Origin of the sequence: Streptomyces sp. NPDC088762, from assembly GCF_044750905.1 — a bacterium.
Lineage (GTDB): Bacteria > Actinomycetota > Actinomycetes > Streptomycetales > Streptomycetaceae > Streptomyces.
Genome location: NZ_JBIVKT010000019.1, coordinates 50,047 through 72,137, shown reverse-complemented (window position 1 = coordinate 72,137; position 22,091 = coordinate 50,047). Strand labels below are relative to the sequence as shown.

Sequence of the window (22,091 nt, the reverse complement as noted above, 5' to 3'; positions counted from 1 at the left end):
ACCGTAAATCCCCCACAGCGGGCTAAAACGGCACAGACCACCTAGCGTGGGGCTGTGCCCGAGCCCTCAGAAGCCCTCACGTCCTCGCCCCCGACCGCCGGCGCGTCGGGGGCGCCCGCCGATGCCGCCACCGGGAGCCCACCGGCACCGGCACCGGCGCCGACCGCGCCGGAGCACCACCGGTCCGTCACCGCACGCGCGACCCTGGCCGGCACTGTCGTATCGCTGCTGCTCATCGCCGCGATCGTGCTCGGCAGCCGGCTGCTGCGCGACTTCGACTCGGCGCTGCTGCCGTACGCCGTCGCCACCGTCTTCCTGGCCTTCGGCGTGGCCTACCGGTACACGGTCTGGGTCTCCGCGCCCGGCGCCCGCCGCCTCTTCAAGAAGGGCTTCGGCAGCTTCTTCTCCGCCGAGAACTTCAAGAAGGCCCCCACCGCCCTGCCGAAGATGATCGCCACCTACCTCGGCTTCCAGAAGTTCCTCGGTGCCCGCTCCCGTTCCCGCTGGGCCGCCCACCAGCTGATCTTCTGGGGCTGCCTGCTGGCCGCCGCGATCACCTTCCCGCTGACCTGGGGCTGGTTCACCTTCACGGGCGACAGCGGCTCGGGGCCCGGCTACGAGATGCGGATCTGGGGCTTCAAGATCCTCGGCTTCAACTCGCTCAACCTCGTGGGCTGGCTGATGTTCCACGGCCTGGACCTCGCCGCCGTGCTCGTCATCCCCGGCGCCTCCTACTTCTTGTGGCGCCGGATGAAGGACCGCGGCGCCATCACCGGGCAGCGCTTCGCCTACGACCTGCTGCCGCTGATCTGCCTGATCGTGATCTCCGTGACCGGGCTGCTGCTCACCTTCTCGTCGATCTTCCTGCACGGCGGGGGATACGAGTTCCTCGCGATCCTGCACATGGTGTCGGTGGTGTTCACCCTCATCTACATCCCGTTCGGGAAGTTCTTCCACATCGTCCAGCGCCCGGCCGCCGTCGGCATGCAGCTCTTCAAGTACACGGCCCGTCAGGACGACCAGGTCTTCGCCTGCAAGCGCTGCGGCGAGCCGATCGACACCACCCCGTACGTCGAGAACCTGCGCGGCACCATGCAGGACCTCAAGCTCGACTTCAACGCCTTCGTCGAATACTGCCCGCGCTGCAAGCGGGTGCTGCGCGGCAACGCCTACCTGACCCACGTCAAGAAGGGCTTCAAGTGACCGCGACCGACCCCGCCAAGGCCGCGTCCCGGCCCGTGCACCTCCCCCTCGACCCCTCCATCGCCCCGCCCGGCACCCGCAACTTCCGCGACGCCGGCGGCATCCCGGCCGACCAGTGGCACGCCGACCAGAACGGCGAGACCCTCGTCCCCACCCACTGCTGTTTCTGCGGTGTGCAGTGCGGGATGTACCTGCGCGTGGCCAGGGACGGCAAGGTCTTCGGCGTGGAGCCCCGCAACCACGACATCAACCGCATGCGGCTGTGCCCCAAGGGCATCAACGCCTACCAGCAGGTCAACCACCCCGACCGGCTGACCGCCCCGCTGATGCGCCGCTCGCGCGACGAGGAGTTCAGGGAGGCCTCCTGGGAGGAGGCCCTCGACTTCACCGTCTCCGAGATCAAGCGCATCCAGGGCGCCCACGGCAACGACGCCTTCGGGCTGCTCGGCGGTGCCAGCCTGTTCTCCGAGAAGACCTACCTGGTCGGCAAGTTCGCCCGCGTCGCCCTGAAGACCAAGCACGTCGACTACAACGGCCGCCTGTGCATGGTCAGCGCCGCCGGCGCCAACAAACTCGCCTTCGGCATCGACCGGGCCGGCAACCCCTTCTCCGACATCCTCCTCACCGACTGCCTGCTCATCGCCGGGTCCAACGTGGGGGAGTGCTTCCCCGTCATGACCCAGTACCTGTGGGGCGCCCGGGACCGGGGCGCCTCGCTGATCGTCGTCGACCCGCGCGAGACCGCAGTGGCGCGCACCGCCGACATCCATGTCGCGCTCAAGCCCGGCACCGACGCCGCCTTCTTCAACGCCGTCCTGAACGTGGTCGTCGCCGAAGGCCTCACCGACGAGGCCTACCTCGCGGCCCACACCACCGGCTGGGAGGAGGTCAAGAAGACCGTCGCCGCCTACCCGCCCACGCGCGCCGCCGAGATCTGCGGGATCCCGGCCGAGCAGGTCGTCCAGGTCGCCCGGGTCTTCGCCGCCGCCGACAAGGCCATGGCCTGGCACGCCCGCGGCATCGAGCACCACTCCCAGGGCGTCGAGAACTGCCTCACCGTGATCAACCTGTGCGTGGCCACCGGCAACATCGGCAAGCCCGGCGCCGGCTACGGCACCATCACCGGCCAGGGCAACGGCCAGGGCGGCCGCGAACACGGCCAGAAGTCCGACCTCCTCCCCGGCGGCCGCTCCATCACCAACCCCGAGCACCGGGCCCAGATCTGCCGGATCTGGGGCATCGAGGAGTCCGAACTGCCCGGCGCCGGAACCTCCATGATGGAAATGGTCTGGCAGATGCAGCGGGGCGAGATCCGCGGGCTCATCGGCATCTGCAACAACCCCTTCGTCTCCCTCCCCAACTACGCCGTGGTCAAGGACGGCTACGACACCGCCGAGTTCCACGCCCAGTTCGACTTCTTCCTCTCCGAGACCGCGGCCAACGCCCACGTCGTCTTCCCCGTCACCACCTGGGCCGAGGACGAGGGCGTGATGGCCAACGCCGAAGCCCGCGTCGTCAAGCACAACAAGGCCCAGGAACCCCCCGCCGGCGTGCGCACCGACACCTGGGTCATCTGCGAGCTCGCCAAGCGCCTCGGCGCCGGGCGGCACTTCGACTTCCCCGGCTCCCGCGAGGTGTTCGAGGAGCTGCGCGTCGCCTCCGCCGGCACCGTCAACGACTACTACGGCATCACCTACGACCGGCTGGAGGAGACCGGCGGGATCGCCTGGCCCTGCCCCTCCACCGAGCATCCGGGCACCCCCCGGCTGTTCGAGGACGGGCGGACCTACCACCCCGACGGAAAGATCCACCTGCAGGTCGTGGAATGGCATCCGCCCATGGACGCCTACACCGAGGAGTACCCCCTCTCCCTCACCACCGGCCGCACCGTCGCCCACTTCCTCTCCGGCAACCAGACCCGCCGTCTGGGCGCCCTCGTCGAACAGACCCCGCGTCCGTGGGTGGAGGTCCACCCCTCGCACGGCTTCCGCGACGGGGACCCGGTCCGGGTCGTCACCCGCCGCGGCAGCGAGGTCTTCCCGGCCCTGGTCACCGAGGCGATCCGCCCGGACACCGTCTTCACCCCGTACCACTGGCCCGTACCGACGGCCGCCAACGCCCTGACCATCGACGCCCTCGACCCCCGCTCGAAGATCCCCGAGTACAAGGTCTGCGCCGCGCGGATCGAAGCCGCCGAACGGATCGACGAGGTCCCCGCGCCGCCCACCGCGCCGGGCCACGAGGCCTACCCGGAGACCCAGGTCTCCCGCACCGACCCCCTGCCCCCCACGTCCCCGCAGGGCCGTGGCACGGCGGAGAGGAGCTGACCCGCCATGATGGGCCGCACCATCTTCATCGACCCGGGTCGCTGCATCGGCTGCCAGGCCTGTGTCTCCGCCTGCCGCGAATGCGACTCCCACCGCGGCAAGTCGATGATCCACCTGGACTACACCGACCCCGGTACGTCCGTCGCCTCCCTCCCGACCGTCTGCATGCACTGTGAGGACCCGGTCGCCCCCTGCGCCGAGGTCTGCCCCGCCGACGCGATCCTGGTGACCGCCGACGGCGTCGTCCAACAGGCCGACACCACCCGCTGCATCGGCTGCGCCAACTGCGTCAACGCCTGCCCCTTCGGTGTCCCGAAGATCGACCTCCAGGCGAAGCTGCAGATGAAGTGCAACCTCTGCTACGACCGCACCGCCTACGGCCTGGCCCCCATGTGCGCCACCGTCTGCCCCACCGGCGCCCTCTTCTACGGAACCCTCGAGGAGCTCCAGGCGGAGCGCCCCGGCGTGCAGGTCGCCGACTCCTTCGTCTTCGGCGACGTGGTCGTCTCCACCGGCGTGGCGATGGTCGTGCCCGCCGACAAGGTCCAGTGGCCCGTCCCGGGCGGCCTCCCCATCGTCGAGGTGAACGGAGTGGACGTCCGATGAGCGTGACCGAACAGCCCGCTCCCGCACCGGGCTCCGACCCCGACGCCGACGCCGCAGCCGACCGGTTGCGCGACCGGATCAGCGCCGACTCCCTCACCACCCGCCGTGACTACCTGCGGATCGTCGCCACCGTCTCCGGCGGCCTGGCCATCGGCGGGGTCGGCGTCGCCGCCGGCATCCTGCACCGGCACGGCGACAGCGAGACCCTGCCCCCGCCGAAGAAGGTCACCGACCGGCTGGCGCCGGGCCAGTCCGTGGCCTTCCGCTTCCCCGGCGACGACGACCGGGCCCTGGCGGTGCGGCTGGCCGACGGCACCCTCGTCGGATACTCCGCCGTCTGCACCCACCTGGCCTGCGGCGTGCTCTGGCGCGAGGACCGCGGCCTGGACGGAGAGCTGTACTGCCCCTGCCACGAGGGCGTCTTCGACGTCCGCACCGGCGAGGTGACCGCGGGGCCGCCGCCCCGCCCACTCCCCATGGTCTTCCTGACCGAGCAGGCCGACGGCAGTGTCTGGGCCATCGCCACCGCCCGGTCGGGGGAGCCGGCCAAGGACGCCCTGTGCCGGCAGTTCGGCGATTCCCGCCCCGAGACGACCCGCCAACTGGGCTGCCCCGGAGCGAATCGCGCCACCGCGAACGAAAGCGGGCGGACGTGAGCGACGCACAGCTGCCTCCACGCCCCGACTACCACCCGGGCAGTGCCCGGCCCCGGCTGAACCGGCCGGTGCACGAGCGCTATCCGCAGATCCGCTCCACCAGCGGCTACGGAGACCCGCGGATCCGGCACACGGGCCCCGGCCCGGGCGCCGGCACCGAACAGGAGCCGGAGCGGTCCTCCAAGCTCAACGCCCGTCTGGTCCTGGCCCTCACCGTGGTCATCGGACAGCTCTGGGCGCTGACCGTGACCGTCAACGAGTGGATGAAGGGCAATACCGGCACGGCCTGGTGGGGTGCGGGGTTCCTGCTCCTGTCCTTCCTCGTCGTGATCGCGCTGTGGCTCCTCGACCCGAAGGACCGATGACCATGTCCCTGCGCACGAACACCGACTCCCCGGCGCGCTCGCACCGGGCGGAGACCTACAAGCCCGGCGCGACCATCGGCGACTGGCGTCCCGAGGACGACGGCTTCTGGCAGTCCACCGGCCGCAAGGTCGCCCAGCGCAACCTCTGGATCTCGATCCCGGCGCTGATGCTCGGCTTCGTGGTCTGGCAGGTCTGGTCGGTCACCGTGGTCAAGCTGAACGACGTCGGCTTCGGCTTCTCCAAGTCGCAGCTGTTCTGGCTGACCGCCATCCCCGGCATCACCGGCGGCACCTTCCGGATCCTGTACACCTTCATCGGACCGATCTTCGGCGAGCGGAAGTTCACCGCCTTCAGCACCGTCGTCCTGGTCGTGCCGATGCTGTGGCTGGGCTTCGCGCTCCAGGACACCGGCACCCCCTACTGGGAGCTGGCGCTGATCGCGGCCGTCTGCGGGATCGGCGGCGCGAACTTCGCCTCCTCCATGGCCAACATCGGCTTCTTCTTCCCCAAGCGGGAGAAGGGCAGCGCCAACGGCCTCAACGGCGGCCTGGGCAACCTCGGGGTGAGCGTGGTCCAGCTGGTCGCCCCGCTGGTGGTCACCGCGGCCGTCCTCGGCGCCCCGGCGGGCGGTCCTCAGCACGACGCGAAGGAAAACACCGACATCTGGCTCCAGAACGGCGCCTTCCTCTGGGTGCCGCTGCTGGTGATCATGGCGCTGCTCGCCTGGTTCCTGATGAACGACCTCAAGGTGGCCGCGGCCCCCTTCAGCCAGCAGAAGATCATCTTCAAGCGCAAGCACAACTGGCTGATGACCTGGCTGTACGTCGGCACCTTCGGGTCCTTCATCGGCTTCGCCGCCGGCCTGCCCCTGCTCATCAAGAACAACTTCGAGACGCAGGGCTACCAGGCCACCACCTATGCGTGGATCGGCCCCTTCATCGGCGCGATCATGCGCTGGGGCGGCGGCTGGCTCTCCGACAGGATCGGCGGCGCGAAGGTCACCCTGCTGTCGTTCGTCGGGATGGGCGCGGCCCTGATCGTGGTGATCTTCGCGCTGCCGCACAAGGGCGACCAGGGCAGCTTCTGGACCTTCTTCACCGGCTTCCTGGTGGCCTTCGCCTTCTCCGGCCTCGGCAACGGCTCGACCTTCCGTCAGATCCCGGTGATCTTCCGGAACCAGCACATGCGGGAGGCCCGGGGCCTGGGCCCCGAAGCGCAGGCCGCCGCGCTGAAGCAGTCGGAGATGGAGGCGGGCGCCGTCACCGGCTTCTCCTCCGCCATCGCCGCCTACGGCTTCTTCTTCATCCCCGCGATGTTCGCCGCCATGGCGGTCACGCACGCCCTGTGGATGTTCATCGGCTTCTACGCCACCTGTCTGGCGGTGTGCTGGTGGTTCTACGCCCGCACGGGCGCCGAGGCCCCCAGCTGACCAGGGTCCGGTCCGGCCCGGGCCGTACCCTGGAGGCATGAGCAGCGCCCCCGCCTCCGACGACCCGCAGCCCGAGCCCGCCGCGAAGCCCAAGCCCAAGCCCAAGCCCAAGCCCAGGCTGGTCTTCGACGACCCGCTGGACCAGCAGTCCTCGGACGACACCGACCGCGGCTGGGGCGAGCGGCCGACCGCCGGCGGAAGCGCGGCCGACCTGGCCCGCTTCCTCGACGAGAAGCCCCCGCACCACATCTGAGCGGCGGGCCCCGCCCACCCCGCCGCAGCCAGGGGGTCTCCGGCTAGAAGGCGTCGCGCGAACCGGGCTGTCCGACGGTGCCGCCCGGGGTCCGCTGCGCGACCAGGTGGTCGCGGATCTCCTTGAGCACCTCCAGCTCGGTGATCTCGATGGTCTCCTGGACGCCCTCCCGGGCCTTGCGGCGGGCCTCCATCCTGGCGAGGTACTTCGCCATCGGCAGCACCATCAGGAAGTACACGACCGCGGCCGTGATCAGGAAGGTCAGCGCGGCGTTGAGAACGGAACCCCAGAGGATCTCCACGCCCGTCGGCTGACCGTCCGGGCCGAGGCCGCAGGGCTCCTTGATGCAGGTCTTGTAGACGTCCAGGTTCTTCGTGCCGACGGCGCCGATCACCGGGCTGATGATGCCCTTGACCACCGAGTTCACGATGTTCGTGAACGCGGCGCCGATGACGACGGCGACCGCGAGGTCGACCACGTTGCCGCGCATCAGGAAGGCCTTGAAGCCCGCCAGGACGCTGTCCTTCTTCTTGCTCACCACTGAGCCTTTCGTCGCATGTGCAGAACACGGAGCCAACGCTTCCGAAAGCTACGGCAGTCCGGGCCCGGCGTGTCCAATTGGCGCCCACATAGCGGTGACTTGACTGCTCGTGCGTGCGAATCAACACAACGTCACCGCCAGTCGGGCCGTCGTACCGGCTCCCACCAGGGCCCGCGCCGTCTCCCGGGGCACCGACAGCACCACCAGTGCCCCGCCGTCCCCCACGTCCTGCTCGGCGGCGGGCACGTGGGCGACCCGGGCCCCCGCGGCCACCACCCGGGGCTCCCCGGCCCGCTCCGCCGCGACCACATCGACCCGGTCCCCGGGCCGCAGCAGCCGCACCGTGGCCGCGTCCGCGATGCGCACCGGGGCCGACACCATCCGCACCACCGCGGGCGGTGCGGCCCGGACCGCCCTCACCTCCGGCGGCGCGGAGCCCCGCGAGGCCTGCGCCTCCGTGCCGCCCACGACCAGCGCCGCGGCCACCACGGCCAGCCCGGCCGCGGCGGCCCGCCGCCTGCGCCGCAGCGCCCTGCGCAGCCGGCCCCCGCCCCTCCCGACGCGCAGCGGCGGAAACGAGGGGACATGACGCGCGGGGGGACACGTAGAGGAGAGGGGCGAAGGGGACGAGCACGTACGGGACATGGGAACCACCACCAGACCGAATCAGCAGAGCCGCCCGGACCCGACGCCCGGACACACCCCACGATCCGGCCTCCCGCGGAATCCCGCTCCCGCCTGTGGACGGACCCGGCCTTGTGGACAACCGCGTCACCCTCACGGGGATCCGCGCCCTGCGGCACGTGAACCGAAGGCGTGGGTGCGGAAGGGACAGCCGGCTCCACGGGGTAACGGTCGAGCGGTATCCCGTAGTCCTCGGCCGTGTCCCGGTTCAGCAGGGCATGCCAGCGGCCTCCGGCCGGGGTGACGGCCTCGACGAAGCCGACTTCGCTGTCCAGGTACGCCACCGTGAACACCGGCGCCCCGGTCCGCCACCGTGGAGCGCGCCACGGCCATCCCCCCGAAATCTCCCATCGCCGCAGGTGAGGAGGTGCCACGGACAACGACGGCGGCAGCCGCTACGGCAGTTCGATGCCCAGGTCCCAGCCGTAGTGCGCGTGGGTGCACAGGCAGTCGCGCGAGTCCGTCGCGGGCAGGGCCGCCACCGCGTCGAAGAGCACCTCGCGCAGTCGGCCGACGTTCTCGCCGAACACCTTCAGGACCTCGGTGTGGGACACGCCCTCGCCGGTCTCGGCTCCCGCGTCCAGGTCCGTGACCAGCGCCATCGACGTGTAGCAGAGCCCCAGCTCACGCGCGAGGACCGCCTCCGGGTGCCCCGTCATCCCGACGACCGACCAGCCGGCCGCCGCATGCCACCGCGACTCGGCGCGCGTCGAGAAGCGCGGCCCCTCCACGACGACCATGGTGCCGCCGTCCACCGGCTCCCAGTCCCGCCCCCGCGCCGCGGCCAGCGCCACCGACCGCCCCACCGGGCAGTACGGGTCGGCGAAGGTGGTGTGCACGACGTTCGGCACGCTCCCGTCGGGCAGCGGCTCCCCGTCGAAGTAGGTCTGCGCCCGGGACTTCGTACGGTCGACCAGCTGGTCGGGCACCAGCAGCGTGCCCGGACCGTACTCCGCCCGCAGGCCGCCCACCGCGCAGGGACCCAGCACCTGGCGGACGCCGACCGAGCGCAGCGCCCACAGGTTGGCCCGGTAGTTGATCTTGTGGGGCGGGACGGTGTGGCTGCGCCCGTGCCGCGGCAGGAAGGCCACCTGGCGGCCGCCCAGCTCGCCCACGTACAGCGAGTCGCTGGGGGGCCCGTACGGGGTCTGCACCTGTATCTCGGAGACGTCCTCGAGGAAGGAGTAGAAGCCCGAACCGCCGATGACACCGATCTCTGCGTTCACCATGCCGCCCAGACTATCCGCGCATGCCGAAGGCCCCGCTGCCCGGTCAGGGGCGGGCGGGGCCTCGGGGGGAAGCTGTCAGGCGGCCGACGTGGAGCTGCTGCCCGCGCTCGACGAGGTCGAGGAGGACGAAGCGGCCGGGGCGGCGGCAGCGGTCGACGTCGTGGACGACGAAGAACTTGCGGCCGGCTTCGAGGCGGGGGTGCTGCTCGACGAGGCGCCACGGCTGTCGTTCCGGTAGAAACCGGAGCCCTTGAAGACGATGCCGACCGCGGAGAACACCTTCTTCAGGCGTCCGTCGCAGCTCGGGCACACGGTCAGCGCGTCGTCGGTGAACTTCTGCACGGCCTCAAGGCCCTCACCGCACTCGGTGCACTGGTACTGGTAGGTCGGCACGAATTTCCTCCTGGCACTCTCACTCAATGAGTGCTAACGACGCTCCATGGTGACGTATTCCGGCCGATCAGTCCACCGTCACCGGCACTCGGTGACCGATCCCACGCTCGTTCACCCGGGTACGGGCGGCGGGCGGGGCCGCCGGGGCGGCGGCCGGGGCGGAGGAGTTCACGATCCGGCTCGGGGCCTTCGGCGCCAGCTTCGCGCGCAGGACCACCAGGGTGACCAGCGCGAGCGCGGTGGCCGCCATGGGCACCAGGAAGCCGTACGAGGACCCGTGCGCGTCCGTCAGACGGCCCGCCAGGGTCACGGCGCCGGCCTGCCCGAAGGCGACCGCTCCGGTGAGCCAGGTGAAGGCCTCGGTGCGGGAGGCGGCGGGGACCAGCTGCTCGATCATCGTGTAGCCGGTGATCAGCGCGGGGGCGATGCACAGGCCGACGACGAGGCCGAGCGCGCCCAGCACGATCGCCGAGTGCACGGCCCACAGGACCGAGGCCGCGGCGGTGAGGCCGACGTAGCCGAGCAGCAGGCGGCGGCGCGGGCCGATCTTCCAGGCGATGGCGCCCATGGCGATGCCGGCGATCATGTTGCCGGCCGCGAAGATGCCGTAGAGCAGGCCGTTGGCGCCCGGGTTGCCGATCTCCTCCGAGAAGGCGGCGAGCGAGACCTGCATGCCGCCGAAGACGGCGCCGATGCCGATGAAGGCGACGATCAGGACGCGCAGGCCCGGGAAGGACAGGGCGGAGGCGTGCTTCTCGCCGTTCGCCGCGCGGGCGACGGGCTTGGGCTGCGTGCCGCGCTGGGCGGCGAAGAGCAGGCCGCCGACGATCGTCAGCGTCGCCTCGGTGATGAGGCCGGCCGACGGGTGGATCGCGGTGCACAGGAAGGTCGCCAGCACCGGGCCCACCACGAAGGTGAACTCGTCGGTGACGGACTCGAACGCGGCCGCGGTCGGCAGCAGCGGGGAGCCCTCCAGCTTGGCGGCCCAGCGCGACCGGACCATGGGTCCGACCTGCGGGACGGAGGCGCCGGCGGGGATCGCGGCGAGCGCGAGCGCCCACAGCGGTGCGCCGAGCAGGGCGAGCGCGGTCAGGGCGCTCACTGCGGCGGCGTGCGCGAGGACGACCGGCACCAGGACGCGGCTCTGGCCGAGCCGGTCGGCGAGCTTGCCCATCTGGGGGGCGAAGAGCGCCATGGAGACGCCGGTGACGGCGGCGACGATGCCGGCGCTGCCGAAGGATCCGGTGGTGTGCTGGACGAGCAGGACGATGCTGATCGTCAGCATCGCGAAGGGCTGCCGGGCGGCGAAGCCGGGGAGCACGAAACTGAGGGCGCCGGGCGTGCGCAGGAGCTGCCCGTAGCCGGGGCGGGCGGACTTGTCGGTCGTGACCGCGGATGTCACGGCCTGGCCTTTCCGCTGCCTGGTAGAGCGTCCCCGTCTGCGGACGGTGCTTCGCCTTGTGAGCGACCGCACCCGTACATGTGGGAGCCCCGAGAGCTGTCCTCTTGCGCAGAACCGAGTGATACCTGGGCGCCCACTGCGGGAGGGTGCCACGGCCGCTTTGCGGTCGCGCCAGCTCTGCGTCAGGCAGAGTTGGTTCGATCTGGTGTGCCTTCATCATACAGGGATGTGTGCTACTACGCCCTGTGATTACGACGACAAGATGTGTCTTCACCTGTGATTAACGGGAGCTTCGCATTCGAGGCTCACATAAATCCGTTCGAATCTGGACATACGACACCGAAAATGCCGAATTAGAACGCTGCTCTAACCGGTTTCGGCCACTCGGCGTCCGATTTTCGACGCCCAGATGCGTCAGGTCGTCAGGTCAGGTCGGCAGGTCGTCGGCCCCTCACCGGTGGAGCCGGGTCGACCCGTTCCCGCCGGTACCCAGCCACCCCGCCAGCTTGCCGCCCCGGGCCACCGCACGCAGCCGCGCCTCGGCCGCGTCCCGTACCTGGTCCGTCGCGACCACCAGCAGGTCGTCGCCGTGCCGCAGCACGGTCGAGGGCGCCGGTACGAAGCTCTTCGCGTCCCGGACCACCAGCGTCACCGAGGCCCCCGGCGGCAGCCGCAGCTCGCTCACCTCGACGCCGTGCATCCGCGAGGCCGGCGGTATGGAGAAGGACAGCAGGTGCCCGCGCAGTTTCTCCAGCGGCGCCGACTCGATGCCGAGGTCCGAGGCCGCCTCGGAGGAGTCCCCGAGGTTCAACTTGCGCGCCAGCCACGGCAGGGTCGGCCCCTGCACCAGGGTGTAGACGACGACCAGTACGAAGACGATGTTGAAGACGCGGTCGCTGCCCTCGATTCCGGACACCATCGGGATGGTCGCCAGGATGATGGGCACGGCTCCGCGCAGGCCGGCCCACGACATCAGGGCCTGCTCCTGCCACGGGATCCGGAAGGGCAGCAGGCTGACCAGGACCTCCAGCGGCCGCGCCACCATCGTGAGCACCAGCCCGATGATCACGGCCGGCCAGAAGTCCTGGGCCAGCTCGTGCGGGGTCACCAGCAGGCCCAGCAGCACGAACATGCCGATCTGGGCGATCCAGCCGAGTCCGTCGGCGAAGCCCCGGGTGGCCGGCCAGTGCGGGAGCTTCGCGTTGCCGAGCACCATCGCCGCCAGGTACACGGCGAGGAAGCCGGAGCCGTGCGCGAGCGCGCCGGCCGCGTACGCCACGACGGCGATGGCCATCACGGCGATCGGGTAGAGGCCGGAGGCGGGCAGTGCCACGTGCCGCAGCCCGTAGGCCCCGAGGAAGCCCACCGTCAGGCCGATCGCGACGCCGATGGCGAGCTCCAGGGCGATCTTGCCGAGCAGGACGTACCAGTCGTCGACCGGGCCGACGGTCGCGAAGGCGACGACGAGGATGACGACGGGTGCGTCGTTGAAGCCGGACTCCGCCTCCAGGACGCCCGTGATCCGGGCGGGGAGCGGGACCTTGCGCAGGACGGAGAAGACGGCCGCTGCGTCGGTCGAGGAGACGACCGCGCCGATCAGCAGGGCCTGCCGCCATTCCAGTCCGACCAGGTAGTGCGCCCCCGCCGCCGTCACCCCCACGCTGACGGCGACACCCACCAGCGACAGCACGATGGCCGCCGGCAGGGCCGGCTTGATCTCTTTCCACTTGGTGCCCAGACCACCCTCGGCGAGGATCACGACGAGTGCGGCATAACCGATGACCTGCGTCAGCTCGGCGTTGTCGAATACGACGTTGCCGATGCCGTCCTGGCCTATCGCGATGCCTATGCCGAGGTAGATGAGCAGGCTGGGGAGGCCGCTGCGTGAAGAGATGCGTACCGCCGCGACGGCGACGAGCAGCACGAGCGAGCAGACCAGCAGAAGCTCATTGAGCGTGTGGACGGTCAGCGGGCGGCCCTCCTCAACGCGCCTGGCGGATCGTTCCTCCTGGCGACAAGTTCGGCAAGTACTTCGTTACCTTACCTAATAGTTGACGCTCCCTTTACGCGATAACCACATTGTGAAACGCCTGTTCGTCCCTGTCCTTCGGACCTCGACCCCTGGCGGATCAACGAAGGCGGTCCTGCGCCTATGGTTGCTCCCAGCACTCCCAGGACCACCCTGCCCCTCTAAGGACAGCGATGCCCGCCAACGAAACCGCTCCTCCCGTCAAGAAGAAGGGACGACGCGCCCGTCTGATCGTGCTCGTGCTGGTCCTGGCCCTCTTCGCGGGCCTCGGCTACGGGGCGTACTGGAGCGTGGACAGCGTGCGCGCCTCCTTCCCCCAGACGACCGGCTCCCTCAAGGTGCCGGGCCTGACCGGGACCGTCGACGTCAAGCGCGATGCCCACGGCATCCCCCAGCTCTACGCCGACAACGACGAGGACCTCTTCCGCGCCCAGGGCTTCGTCCACGCGCAGGACCGCTTCTGGGAGATGGACGTACGCCGCCACATGACCTCCGGGCGGCTCTCGGAGATGTTCGGGGCCGGTCAGGTCGAGACCGACGCCTTCCTGCGCACGCTGGGCTGGCGCCAGGTCGCGCAGGCCGAGTACGACACCAAGCTGTCCCCCGAGACGAAGAAGTACCTCCAGGCCTACGCCGACGGGGTCAACGCGTACCTGAAGGGCAAGTCCGGCAAGGACCTCTCCGTCGAGCACGCCGCCCTCAAGCTCAGCGGTGACTACCAGCCCGAGCAGTGGTCGCCCGTGGACTCGGTGGCCTGGCTGAAGGCGATGGCCTGGGACCTGCGCGGCAACATGCAGGACGAGATCGACCGTGCGCTGATGTCGGGCAAGCTCTCGCCGGCGCAGATCGACGAGCTCTACCCGCCGTACCCCTTCGACCGGAACAAGCCGATCGTCGAGGGCGGCAAGACCGACGGCGGCAAGTACACGCCGCAGGGCGCCGCCGCCGGCGGTTCGGGTTCCGCGGGCGGGGGCACCGGCTCCGGCGGCGCCGTCGGATCCCAGACCTCCGTGAACACCGGTCCCGGCACCCCCACCGTCACCGGCCTCGCCGACAACGCGAGCGCCCAGGGCGCGACCGTGGGCCTGCGCGGCAAGCTGACCTCCCTCGCCGCGACCCTGGACGAGATCCCCGCGATCCTCGGCCCCAACGGCAGCGGCATCGGCTCGAACTCCTGGGTCGTCTCCGGCAAGTACACGACCACCGGCAAGCCGCTCCTCGCGAACGACCCGCACCTGTCCCCGCAGCTGCCCTCGGTCTGGTACCAGATGGGCCTGCACTGCCGCGCCGCCTCGGCGCAGTGCCAGTACGACGTGGCCGGCTACACCTTCTCCGGCATGCCCGGCGTGGTCATCGGCCACAACGCCGACATCGCGTGGGGCATGACCAACCTCGGCGCCGACGTCACCGACCTCTACCTGGAGCAGGTCAAGCCCGAGGGCTACGTCTACGACGGCAAGGTGCTCCCCTTCACCACCCGTGAAGAGGAGATCAAGATCGCGGGCGCCAAGAGCAAGAAGATCACCGTCCGCACCACGAACAACGGCCCGCTGATCTCCGACCGCAGTGACCAGCTCGCCGCCGTCGGCGACCGCGCCCCCGTCGCCAGCTCGGCCCCCGACCGCGGTGACGGCTACGCCGTCGCCCTGCGCTGGACCGCCCTGGACCCGGGCAAGTCCATGGACGCGGTCTTCAAGCTCGACAAGGCCAAGAACTTCGAGGACTTCCGCAAGGCGGCCGCCGACTTCGAGGTCCCCTCGCAGAACCTGATCTACGCCGACAACAAGGGCCTCAACGGCAACATCGGCTACCAGGCCCCCGGCCGCATTCCGGTCCGCGGCCAGGGCGACGGCCGCATGCCCGCGCCCGGCTGGGACTCCAAGTACGCCTGGAAGGGCGGCAAGGACGGCAACGCCGGCTACATCCCGCAAAGCGAGCTGCCCTGGGACCTCAACCCCTCCCGCGGCTACATCGTCACCGCCAACCAGGCCGTCGCGGAGCCCGGGACCGGTGCCGGCAAGTACCCGAACCTGCTGACCACCGACTGGGGCTACGGCGCCCGCAGCCAGCGGATCAACGACCTCATCGAGGCGAAGATCAAGGACAGCGGCAAGATCTCGACCGACGACATGCGCACCATGCAGATGGACAACAGCAGCGAGATCGCCGCGCTGCTGACCCCGATGCTGGCCAAGATCGAGGTCTCCGACCCGGACGTGCGCTCCGCGCAGAAGCTCCTCGACGGCTGGAACTACACCCAGGAGCCCGACTCCGCGGCCGCCGCCTACTTCAACGCGGTCTGGCGCAACATCCTCAAGCTGTCCTTCGGCGACAAGATGCCGCAGGAGCTGCGGATCGAGGGCAACTGCCAGAACGTGCGCGGCACCGGCAACGGCCCGGCCGACGACCTGGCCGAGGTGGTCCGCGAATGCGGCAGCCGCGGTTCCGACTCGGCGCAGCCCGACGGCGGTGACCGCTGGTTCGAGGTGGTCCGCCGTCTGGTCAAGGACGAGAAGTCGGCCTGGTGGAAGTCGCCCGCCGCCCGCAACCAGCCGGAGACCACCACCCGCGACGAGCTGTTCGCCCGGGCCATGAAGGACGCCCGCTGGGAGCTGACCGCCAAGCTCGGCAAGGACCAGTCCACCTGGAGCTGGGGCCGGCTGCACCAGCTGACGCTGAAGAACCAGACGATCGGCACCGAGGGCCCCGGCTTCATGCAGTGGCTCCTCAACCGGGGCCCGTGGAACCTGGGCGGCGGCGAGGCCACCGTCAACGCGACCGGCTGGAACGCCTCCAGCGGCTACGGGGTCACCTGGGTGCCGTCGATGCGCATGGTCGTCAACCTCAACGACCTCGACAAGTCCCGCTGGATCAACCTGACCGGCGCCTCGGGGCACGCGTACAACGCGCACTACACGGACCAGACGACGATGTGGGCCAAGGGCGACCTGCTGGACTGGCCCTTCGGCAAGGAAGCCGTGGACAAGGCCACGGTCGACACCCTGACCCTCAAGCCGGCCGGCTCATGAGCTGAAGCGGCGCACCCCCGACGGGGTGGCCACCGCCTGCACGGGGTGGTCGTGCGGCTCCTCCGGGACCCGCGCGACCACCTCGTCGTCGTAGAGGAGCACGACCAGCGCGGGATGCGCCCCGGCACGCTCCAGCCGCTCCAGGACCCGGTCGTACGAGCCCCCGCCGCGGCCGAGCCGCAACCCGCGCGCGTCCACCGCCAGTCCCGGCAGCAGCACGGCGTCCGCCGCCGTCACCGCGTCCGGGCCGAGGGCCGGGCCGGTCGGCTCCAGCAGCCGCATCTTCCCCGGGTGCGCGGTCTCGGCGAGGCTCGCCGGGCCCTCGTACACCGCCCAGTCGAGGTCGTTGTCGGGCAGCAGCAGGGGCAGCAGCACCCGCTTGCCGGCCGCGCGCAGGACGTCGAGCAGGGCGCGGGTGCCGGGCTCGGTGCCGACGGAGACGTACGCCGCCACCGTCCGGGCTCCGGCCAGCTCGGGCAGTTCGACAGCCCTGGCGGCGAGCGCGGTGGCCGCCGTACGGCACGCGTCGGGGGACAAGGCGCGGCGGGCGGCGAGAAGTTCCCGGCGCAGTTCGGCCTTGGCGGAGGAGGCGGCGTGCTGGTTCTCGGACACGGTGGTCTCAATATCCTTGCGAATTACGTGCATAAGTGGACTTACCCACCGCGATCTGGCCCGGCCTTTCGGTGGGACCCACTATCGTTCGGGGCATGACTATGTTGCACCCCGTGATCAAGAAGGCCGTGATTCCGGCTGCGGGCCTCGGCACCAGATTCCTTCCCGCCACGAAGGCGACGCCGAAGGAAATGCTCCCGGTAGTGGACAAGCCGGCCATCCAATACGTGGTCGAGGAGGCCGTGGCGGCCGGACTCGACGACGTGCTCATGATCACTGGGCGTAACAAGCGGCCTCTGGAAGACCACTTCGACCGGAACTACGAGCTGGAGTCGGCCCTCATCGCCAAGGGCGACGACGACCGGCTGAAGAAGGTCCAGGAATCCAGCGACCTCGCCACCATGCACTACGTCCGCCAGGGCGACCCGCGGGGCCTCGGGCACGCCGTGCTGTGCGCCGAGCCGCACGTCGGCCGCGAGCCCTTCGCCGTGCTGCTCGGCGACGACCTCATCGACCCCCGCGACCCGCTGCTGCGCCAGATGACGGAGATCCACGCCCGCACCGGCGGCACCGTCATCGCGCTCATGGAGGTCGACCCGGCCAGCGTCCACCTCTACGGCTGCGCCGCCGTCGAGGCCACCGACGAGCGGGACGTGGTCCGGGTCACCGGCCTCGTCGAGAAGCCGGACGCGGCGGACGCCCCCAGCAACTACGCGGTCATCGGGCGCTACGTCCTCAACCCCGCGATCTTCGACATACTGCGGGAGACCGCGCCGGGCCGCGGTGGGGAGATCCAGCTCACCGACGCCCTGCAGAAGCTGGCCGCCGACGAGACCGTCGGCGGTCCGGTGCACGGCGTCGTCTTCCGGGGTCGCCGCTACGACACCGGGGACCGCGGCGACTACCTGCGGGCCATCGTCCGCCTCGCGTGCGAGCGGGAGGACCTGGGCCCGGAGTTCCGCACCTGGCTTCGCCGTTACGTCACGGAGGAGATGTAGGACCTTGACCAGTTCCGCACCGCAGCATCCACGACCGGCGGGTGACCACCCCCGTCTGTGGTCGGTGGACGAGCACCTCGCGGACGTACTCGCCACCGTCCGGCCGCTGGAGCCCATCGAGCTCCAGCTGCTCGACGCCCAGGGCTGTGTCCTGGTCGAGGACGTCACCGTGCCCGTCGCCCTCCCGCCCTTCGACAACAGCTCGATGGACGGCTACGCCGTCCGCACGGCCGACGTCCAGGGCGCGAGCGAGGAGTTCCCCGCGGTGCTGACGGTCATCGGGGACGTGGCGGCGGGCAGCGGTGAGCTGCCCACCGTCGGCCCCGGCCAGGCCGCCCGCATCATGACCGGCGCCCCGCTGCCGCCCGGCGCCGAGGCCGTCGTCCCGGTCGAGTGGACCGACGGTGGTGCGGGCGGCGGTGCGGCCGCCGGGATGAGCCCGGCCAGCGCCGCCCCCGAGGGCGCGGCCGGTGAGGTGCGGGTGCACCGCGCCGCCGAGGCGCGGGCGCACGTCCGCGCGCGCGGCAGCGACGTACAGGCCGGCGACCTGGCCCTGGCCGCTGGTACGGTCCTGGGCCCGCCGCAGATCGCCCTGCTGGCCGCCATCGGGCGGGGCGCCGTCCGGGTGCGGCCGCGGCCGCGCGTGGTCGTCCTGTCCACCGGCAGCGAGCTGGTCCAGCCCGGCGAGACGCTGGCCGCCGGGACGATCTACGACTCCAACAGCTTCGCGCTGGCCGCGGCCGCGCGGGACGCGGGCGCCATCGCCTACCGGGTCGGCGCCGTCGCGGACGACGCCGACAGCCTGCGCGCCACCATCGAGGACCAGCTGATCCGCGCCGACCTGCTGGTCACCACGGGCGGGGTCAGCGTAGGCGCGTACGACGTGGTCAAAGAGGCGCTGACGTCGGTCTCCGGCGGCGGTGACGACGAGCTCGAGGGCCGCGCCACGATCGACTTCCGCAAGGTCGCCATGCAGCCCGGCAAGCCGCAGGGCTTCGGCACGATCGGGCCCGACCACACCCCGCTGCTGGCCCTGCCCGGCAACCCGGTGTCCTCGTACGTCTCCTTCGAGCTGTTCGTGCGCCCCGCGATCCGCGCGCTCATGGGCCTGCCGGAGTCCGAGGTGAGCCGGCCGAGCGTCCGGGCGGTGCTGAAGGCCGACAAGGCGCTGGCCTCCCCGGCCGGCCGCCGCCAGTTCCTGCGCGGCACGTACGACGCCGCGACCGGAACGGTCAGCCCGGTCGGCGGATCGGGCTCGCACCTGATCGCCGCGCTGGCCCACGCCGACTCGCTGATGGTCGTACCGGAGGACGTCACCTCGGTGGAGCCGGGCACCGAGGTGGAAGTGGTCCTGCTCGGCTGACACCCGCCCGGTGCGGGTAGCGTGTGTCGCACCACACAGGCCCCGTGCGGGCCCAGAGCGGAGCGGCACAGCAATGAGTACCCAGAGCAGGCTGACGCACATCGACGAAGCCGGCGCGGCCCGGATGGTCGACGTCTCCGAGAAGGACGTCACCACCCGCACGGCGCGGGCCAGCGGGCGGGTCCTCGTCTCCCCGCGGGTGATCGAGCTGCTGCGCGGCGAGGGCGTCCCCAAGGGCGACGCCCTCGCCACCGCGCGGATCGCCGGGATCATGGGCGCCAAGAAGACCCCCGACCTGATCCCGCTCTGCCACCCGCTGGCCGTCTCGGGCGTGAAGGTGGACCTGTCGGTCGCCGACGACGCCGTGCAGATCCTCGCCACCGTGAAGACGACCGACCGTACGGGCGTCGAGATGGAGGCGCTGACCGCCGTCGCGGTCGCCGGGCTCACCGTGATCGACATGGTGAAGGCCGTCGACAAGGGCGCGGTCATCACGGACGTGCGGGTGGAGGAGAAGACCGGCGGCAAGTCCGGCGACTGGACGCGCGCGTGAACGCCCCGCGCGGCGGCGAGGTCCACAGCCACAGCCACGGACCCGCGGTGGAGCCGACGGCCGCGGCTCCAGCGGCGCCCTCGCTGCGCGGACTGGTGGTCACGGCCTCGAACCGGGCCTCGCAGGGCGTCTACGCCGACAAGGGCGGCCCGCTGCTGGCCGAGGCGCTGGAGGAGCTCGGCTTCGCGGTCGAGGGCCCGCGGGTCGTCCCGGACGGTGATCCCGTCGAACAGGCGCTGCGCGAGGGCGTGGCCGCCGGTTACGACGTCATCCTGACCACCGGCGGCACCGGCATCTCGCCGACCGACCGGACCCCCGACGCCACCGCGAAGGTGCTGGACTACGAGATCCCGGGCATTGCGCAGGCCATCCGCGCGGAGGGCCTGGCCAAGGTGCCGACCGCGGCCCTGTCCCGGGGCCTGGCGGGCGTGGCCGGGAGCACCCTGATCGTCAACCTGCCGGGCTCGACGGGCGGGGTGCGCGACGGGCTCGCCGTCCTGTCCCGGCTCCTCCTGCACGCGGTGGACCAGATCCGGGGCGGGGACCACCCCAGACCGTCGGGGGCCCCCGGGAGCGCGAGCTGAACGGCCCCTCCTGGCCGGTGGTCCTGACGGACGGCGACGTCACGCTCCGGCCGATAAAACTGCGCGACCAGAAGGCCTGGCGCGAGGTCAACCGGCGCAACCGCGAATGGCTCCGGCCGTGGGAGGCGACGATTCCGCCGCCCGCGCCGTGGGGGCCGGTGGTCCAACGGCCGACGTACCGCCAGATGGTGCGCCATCTGCGGGCGGAGGCGAACGCGGGCCGGATGCTGCCCTTCGTCATCGAGTACCAGGGCCGGCTGGTGGGCCAGCTGACGGTCGCCGGGATCACCTGGGGTTCGATGTGCGCGGGGCACATCGGCTACTGGGTGGACCGCGACGTGGCGGGCCGCGGTGTGATGCCGACGGCGGTGGCGCTCGCGGTGGACCACTGCTTCGGGAAGGTCGGGCTGCACCGCATCGAGGTGTGCATTCGCCCCGAGAACCGGCCGAGCCGGCGGGTCGTGGAGAAGCTGGGCCTGCGCGAGGAGGGGCTGCGGCCGCGCTACCTGCACATCGACGGGGCCTGGCGCGATCACCTCGTCTACGCGGTCACGGTGGAGGAGGTCCCGGAGGGGCTGCTGCGGCGCTGGCACCGGGCGCGCCACGCGCAGGCGCCGCCGTCCGCGCAATAAAGCGAATAACTGTTCGAATTCACGGGACCGGACAACCGATTCGTCCATAACCTGATCCGAAGAATCACAAAAAAAGTCCGTGATATCAGCGAGATCGCGCGACACACCGGCCCAATTGGCCGATCCCCTCGGCCGCGCCCCTCTACGGTGTGGGGTGTGAGCAGCAGCGGCCTCATCTACGCAGTCATTGTCGGGGCCTGGGCCGCCTACTTGGTGCCCATGTGGCTCCGGAGGCAGGACGAGCTGAACGAAGCCCGTCCGACGGAACGCTTCTCCACTGCCATTCGGCTGCTTTCCGGCCGGGCGGGAATGGAGCGCCGTTACGCCAAGGGGCTTCGTGAGCGCGGTGGTGAAGAGGCGGAGCCCCAGCCCCACGCGGACCCGGACGCCGCGACGGAAACGGTGAATTCCGTGGACGCCGACGCCCGGGCCGTTGTCGTACCCCAGACCAGGGCGGAGCCCAGATCGGCCGCGGCCGAACGGGTCCGGCGGGAGCAGCGCCTCCAGGTGCTCGCGCGCCGCCGGCGCACCACTTTGCTCCTCTTCCTGCTCTTCACCCTCGGCGCGGTCGTCGCCGCCGTCGGGGGGCTGGGCTTCCTGTGGGCCCCCGCGGTACCCGCCCTCCTGCTGAGCGCGTACATCGTGCACCTGCGGGTCCAGGAGCGGCGCCGCTACGAGTTCACGATGGACCGGCGGCGAGCCGAGGCCGCCGCGCGGCAGCTGCGGGAGAGCCGCCAGCGCCGCCGCCACCCGGAGGACACCTCCGCCGGGGGCGCCGAACCGGACCCCGCGCCGCCCGTCTCCCCGCAGGAGGCCGGCCGGCGCGCGCTCGTGGAGCAGACCGACCACGCCGAGTGGGTGGACCAGCAGCGCGAGCGCGACCGCGGCCCCGCCCGCGGCGACAGCTGGGAGCCGGTCCCGGTCCCGCTCCCCACGTACGTGACGGCCCCGGTCGCCCCCCGCGCCACCGGCCCGGCGGCCCCGGACGCCTGGAGCGCGACCCGCTCGAGCACGGCCGAGCCGACGGAACCGCGCCTGCGCGCCCAGCCGGCCCCCCCGAAGCCGGACCCGAAGACCCCCGGCACCCCGACCACCCCGCGCCCGCGCGGCCGCGACCTCGGCCGCACCCCCCTCTTCGACCAGTACGAGAACGACGACCGCCCGCGCGCCGCGAACGAGTGATCGGTGACCTGCGCGGACGC

22 protein-coding genes are annotated in these 22,091 nt (G+C 71.3%); 15 read left to right on the top strand and 7 right to left on the bottom strand.

What is annotated here, in order from left to right:
• Positions 1 to 54 precede the first annotated feature (54 nt).
• Genes ACIP5M_RS31160 through ACIP5M_RS31130 form a run of 7 tightly spaced genes read left to right on the top strand, consistent with a single transcriptional unit; the run spans position 55 to position 6,840 of the window.
• Positions 55 to 1,203, top strand: coding sequence for an MFS transporter (locus ACIP5M_RS31160; RefSeq protein ID WP_401202921.1), 1,149 nt, complete (start codon positions 55 to 57; stop codon positions 1,201 to 1,203).
• A complete protein-coding gene (locus ACIP5M_RS31155; protein ID WP_401202918.1) occupies positions 1,200 to 3,530 on the top strand; it encodes a molybdopterin oxidoreductase family protein in 2,331 nt (776 codons plus the stop codon). The genes ACIP5M_RS31160 and ACIP5M_RS31155 overlap by 4 nt, the downstream gene beginning before the upstream one ends.
• A 6-nt stretch (positions 3,531 to 3,536) precedes the next feature.
• Positions 3,537 to 4,136 carry a 4Fe-4S dicluster domain-containing protein gene (locus tag ACIP5M_RS31150; RefSeq protein WP_401202915.1) on the top strand — a complete coding sequence of 200 codons (600 nt, stop codon included), beginning with the start codon at positions 3,537 to 3,539 and terminating at the stop codon, positions 4,134 to 4,136.
• Positions 4,133 to 4,792, top strand: coding sequence for a ubiquinol-cytochrome c reductase iron-sulfur subunit (locus ACIP5M_RS31145; protein ID WP_401202914.1), 660 nt, complete (start codon positions 4,133 to 4,135; stop codon positions 4,790 to 4,792). The genes ACIP5M_RS31150 and ACIP5M_RS31145 overlap by 4 nt, the downstream gene beginning before the upstream one ends.
• Positions 4,789 to 5,157, top strand: a complete 369-nt coding sequence (locus ACIP5M_RS31140) for a hypothetical protein (RefSeq protein ID WP_401202911.1) — start codon at positions 4,789 to 4,791, stop codon at positions 5,155 to 5,157. Before ACIP5M_RS31145 ends, ACIP5M_RS31140 begins: the two co-directional genes overlap by 4 nt.
• Before the next feature lie 2 nt (positions 5,158 to 5,159).
• Positions 5,160 to 6,587, top strand: coding sequence for a NarK family nitrate/nitrite MFS transporter (locus ACIP5M_RS31135; RefSeq protein ID WP_401202909.1), 1,428 nt, complete (start codon positions 5,160 to 5,162; stop codon positions 6,585 to 6,587).
• Positions 6,588 to 6,624: 37 nt separating this feature from the next.
• On the top strand, positions 6,625 to 6,840 hold the full coding sequence (locus ACIP5M_RS31130) for a hypothetical protein (RefSeq protein WP_401202906.1): 216 nt from the start codon (positions 6,625 to 6,627) through the stop codon (positions 6,838 to 6,840).
• Between the two features lie 43 nt (positions 6,841 to 6,883).
• Here the strand turns inward: ACIP5M_RS31130 and mscL are convergent, their stop codons facing one another.
• On the bottom strand, positions 6,884 to 7,381 hold the full coding sequence (mscL, locus tag ACIP5M_RS31125) for a large conductance mechanosensitive channel protein MscL (protein ID WP_401202903.1): 498 nt from the start codon (positions 7,379 to 7,381) through the stop codon (positions 6,884 to 6,886).
• 120 nt (positions 7,382 to 7,501) lie between these two features.
• Positions 7,502 to 7,747 (bottom strand): hypothetical protein, encoded by a 246-nt coding sequence (locus tag ACIP5M_RS31120; protein ID WP_401202900.1) that lies wholly within the window; start codon positions 7,745 to 7,747, stop codon positions 7,502 to 7,504.
• On the opposite strand from ACIP5M_RS31120, the gene ACIP5M_RS31115 reads away from it, so the two are divergent.
• Positions 7,740 to 7,970 carry a hypothetical protein gene (locus ACIP5M_RS31115; protein WP_401202897.1) on the top strand — a complete coding sequence of 77 codons (231 nt, stop codon included), beginning with the start codon at positions 7,740 to 7,742 and terminating at the stop codon, positions 7,968 to 7,970. The two genes, ACIP5M_RS31120 and ACIP5M_RS31115, sit on opposite strands and share 8 nt — an antisense overlap.
• A gap of 490 nt (positions 7,971 to 8,460) precedes the next feature.
• Here the strand turns inward: ACIP5M_RS31115 and ACIP5M_RS31110 are convergent, their stop codons facing one another.
• The 4 genes from ACIP5M_RS31110 to ACIP5M_RS31095 form a co-directional block, all read right to left on the bottom strand.
• Positions 8,461 to 9,294: an S-methyl-5'-thioadenosine phosphorylase gene (locus ACIP5M_RS31110; RefSeq protein WP_401202895.1), complete on the bottom strand. Its 834-nt coding sequence runs from the start codon at positions 9,292 to 9,294 to the stop codon at positions 8,461 to 8,463.
• A gap of 75 nt (positions 9,295 to 9,369) precedes the next feature.
• Positions 9,370 to 9,687, bottom strand: a complete 318-nt coding sequence (locus tag ACIP5M_RS31105; RefSeq protein ID WP_401202894.1) for an FmdB family zinc ribbon protein — start codon at positions 9,685 to 9,687, stop codon at positions 9,370 to 9,372.
• A 67-nt stretch (positions 9,688 to 9,754) separates the two neighbouring features.
• Complete coding sequence (locus tag ACIP5M_RS31100) at positions 9,755 to 11,089, bottom strand: MFS transporter (protein WP_401202892.1); 1,335 nt, start codon at positions 11,087 to 11,089, stop codon at positions 9,755 to 9,757.
• 451 nt (positions 11,090 to 11,540) lie between these two features.
• Positions 11,541 to 13,013, bottom strand: coding sequence for a potassium/proton antiporter (locus tag ACIP5M_RS31095; RefSeq protein ID WP_401202889.1), 1,473 nt, complete (start codon positions 13,011 to 13,013; stop codon positions 11,541 to 11,543).
• A gap of 278 nt (positions 13,014 to 13,291) precedes the next feature.
• Between ACIP5M_RS31095 and ACIP5M_RS31090 the strand changes: the two genes are divergently transcribed.
• A complete protein-coding gene (locus ACIP5M_RS31090; protein WP_401202886.1) occupies positions 13,292 to 16,147 on the top strand; it encodes a penicillin acylase family protein in 2,856 nt (951 codons plus the stop codon).
• Here ACIP5M_RS31090 and ACIP5M_RS31085 read toward each other — a convergent pair.
• Positions 16,142 to 16,759 (bottom strand): 5-formyltetrahydrofolate cyclo-ligase, encoded by a 618-nt coding sequence (locus ACIP5M_RS31085; protein ID WP_401202884.1) that lies wholly within the window; start codon positions 16,757 to 16,759, stop codon positions 16,142 to 16,144. The two genes, ACIP5M_RS31090 and ACIP5M_RS31085, sit on opposite strands and share 6 nt — an antisense overlap.
• A gap of 95 nt (positions 16,760 to 16,854) precedes the next feature.
• Here ACIP5M_RS31085 and galU point away from each other — a divergent pair, with 95 nt between their 5' ends.
• The 6 genes from galU (at position 16,855) to ACIP5M_RS31055 (ending at position 22,071) form a co-directional block, all read left to right on the top strand.
• The gene (gene galU / locus ACIP5M_RS31080) at positions 16,855 to 17,757 is read left to right on the top strand and encodes a UTP--glucose-1-phosphate uridylyltransferase GalU (protein WP_401202881.1); all 903 of its coding nucleotides are present in this window, start codon (positions 16,855 to 16,857) and stop codon (positions 17,755 to 17,757) included.
• Between the two features lie 4 nt (positions 17,758 to 17,761).
• Positions 17,762 to 19,120 carry a gephyrin-like molybdotransferase Glp gene (glp, locus tag ACIP5M_RS31075; protein ID WP_401202879.1) on the top strand — a complete coding sequence of 453 codons (1,359 nt, stop codon included), beginning with the start codon at positions 17,762 to 17,764 and terminating at the stop codon, positions 19,118 to 19,120.
• Positions 19,121 to 19,193: 73 nt separating this feature from the next.
• Entirely contained in the window at positions 19,194 to 19,673 is a 480-nt protein-coding gene (moaC, locus tag ACIP5M_RS31070; RefSeq protein WP_401202876.1) for a cyclic pyranopterin monophosphate synthase MoaC, read from the top strand.
• A 47-nt stretch (positions 19,674 to 19,720) separates the two neighbouring features.
• The gene (locus tag ACIP5M_RS31065) at positions 19,721 to 20,257 is read left to right on the top strand and encodes a molybdenum cofactor biosynthesis protein B (protein ID WP_401203125.1); all 537 of its coding nucleotides are present in this window, start codon (positions 19,721 to 19,723) and stop codon (positions 20,255 to 20,257) included.
• 17 nt (positions 20,258 to 20,274) lie between these two features.
• On the top strand, positions 20,275 to 20,889 hold the full coding sequence (locus ACIP5M_RS31060) for a GNAT family N-acetyltransferase (protein ID WP_401202873.1): 615 nt from the start codon (positions 20,275 to 20,277) through the stop codon (positions 20,887 to 20,889).
• Positions 20,890 to 21,045: 156 nt separating this feature from the next.
• A complete protein-coding gene (locus ACIP5M_RS31055) occupies positions 21,046 to 22,071 on the top strand; it encodes a hypothetical protein (RefSeq protein WP_401202870.1) in 1,026 nt (341 codons plus the stop codon).
• Positions 22,072 to 22,091 lie beyond the last annotated feature (20 nt).

Excerpts from the sequence above, each read along its gene's own strand:
- ACIP5M_RS31150 (WP_401202915.1), top strand. The coding sequence starts at position 3,537 with ATGATGGGCCGCACCATCTTCATCGACCCGGGTCGCTGCATCGGCTGC.
- ACIP5M_RS31145 (WP_401202914.1), top strand. The coding sequence starts at position 4,133 with ATGAGCGTGACCGAACAGCCCGCTCCCGCACCGGGCTCCGACCCCGAC.
- ACIP5M_RS31135 (WP_401202909.1), top strand. The coding sequence starts at position 5,160 with ATGTCCCTGCGCACGAACACCGACTCCCCGGCGCGCTCGCACCGGGCG.
- ACIP5M_RS31130 (WP_401202906.1), top strand. The coding sequence starts at position 6,625 with ATGAGCAGCGCCCCCGCCTCCGACGACCCGCAGCCCGAGCCCGCCGCG.
- ACIP5M_RS31115 (WP_401202897.1), top strand. The coding sequence starts at position 7,740 with ATGCGCACCGGGGCCGACACCATCCGCACCACCGCGGGCGGTGCGGCC.
- ACIP5M_RS31110 (WP_401202895.1), bottom strand. The coding sequence starts at position 9,294 with ATGGTGAACGCAGAGATCGGTGTCATCGGCGGTTCGGGCTTCTACTCC.
- ACIP5M_RS31090 (WP_401202886.1), top strand. The coding sequence starts at position 13,292 with ATGCCCGCCAACGAAACCGCTCCTCCCGTCAAGAAGAAGGGACGACGC.
- galU (WP_401202881.1), top strand. The coding sequence starts at position 16,855 with ATGACTATGTTGCACCCCGTGATCAAGAAGGCCGTGATTCCGGCTGCG.
- moaC (WP_401202876.1), top strand. The coding sequence starts at position 19,194 with ATGAGTACCCAGAGCAGGCTGACGCACATCGACGAAGCCGGCGCGGCC.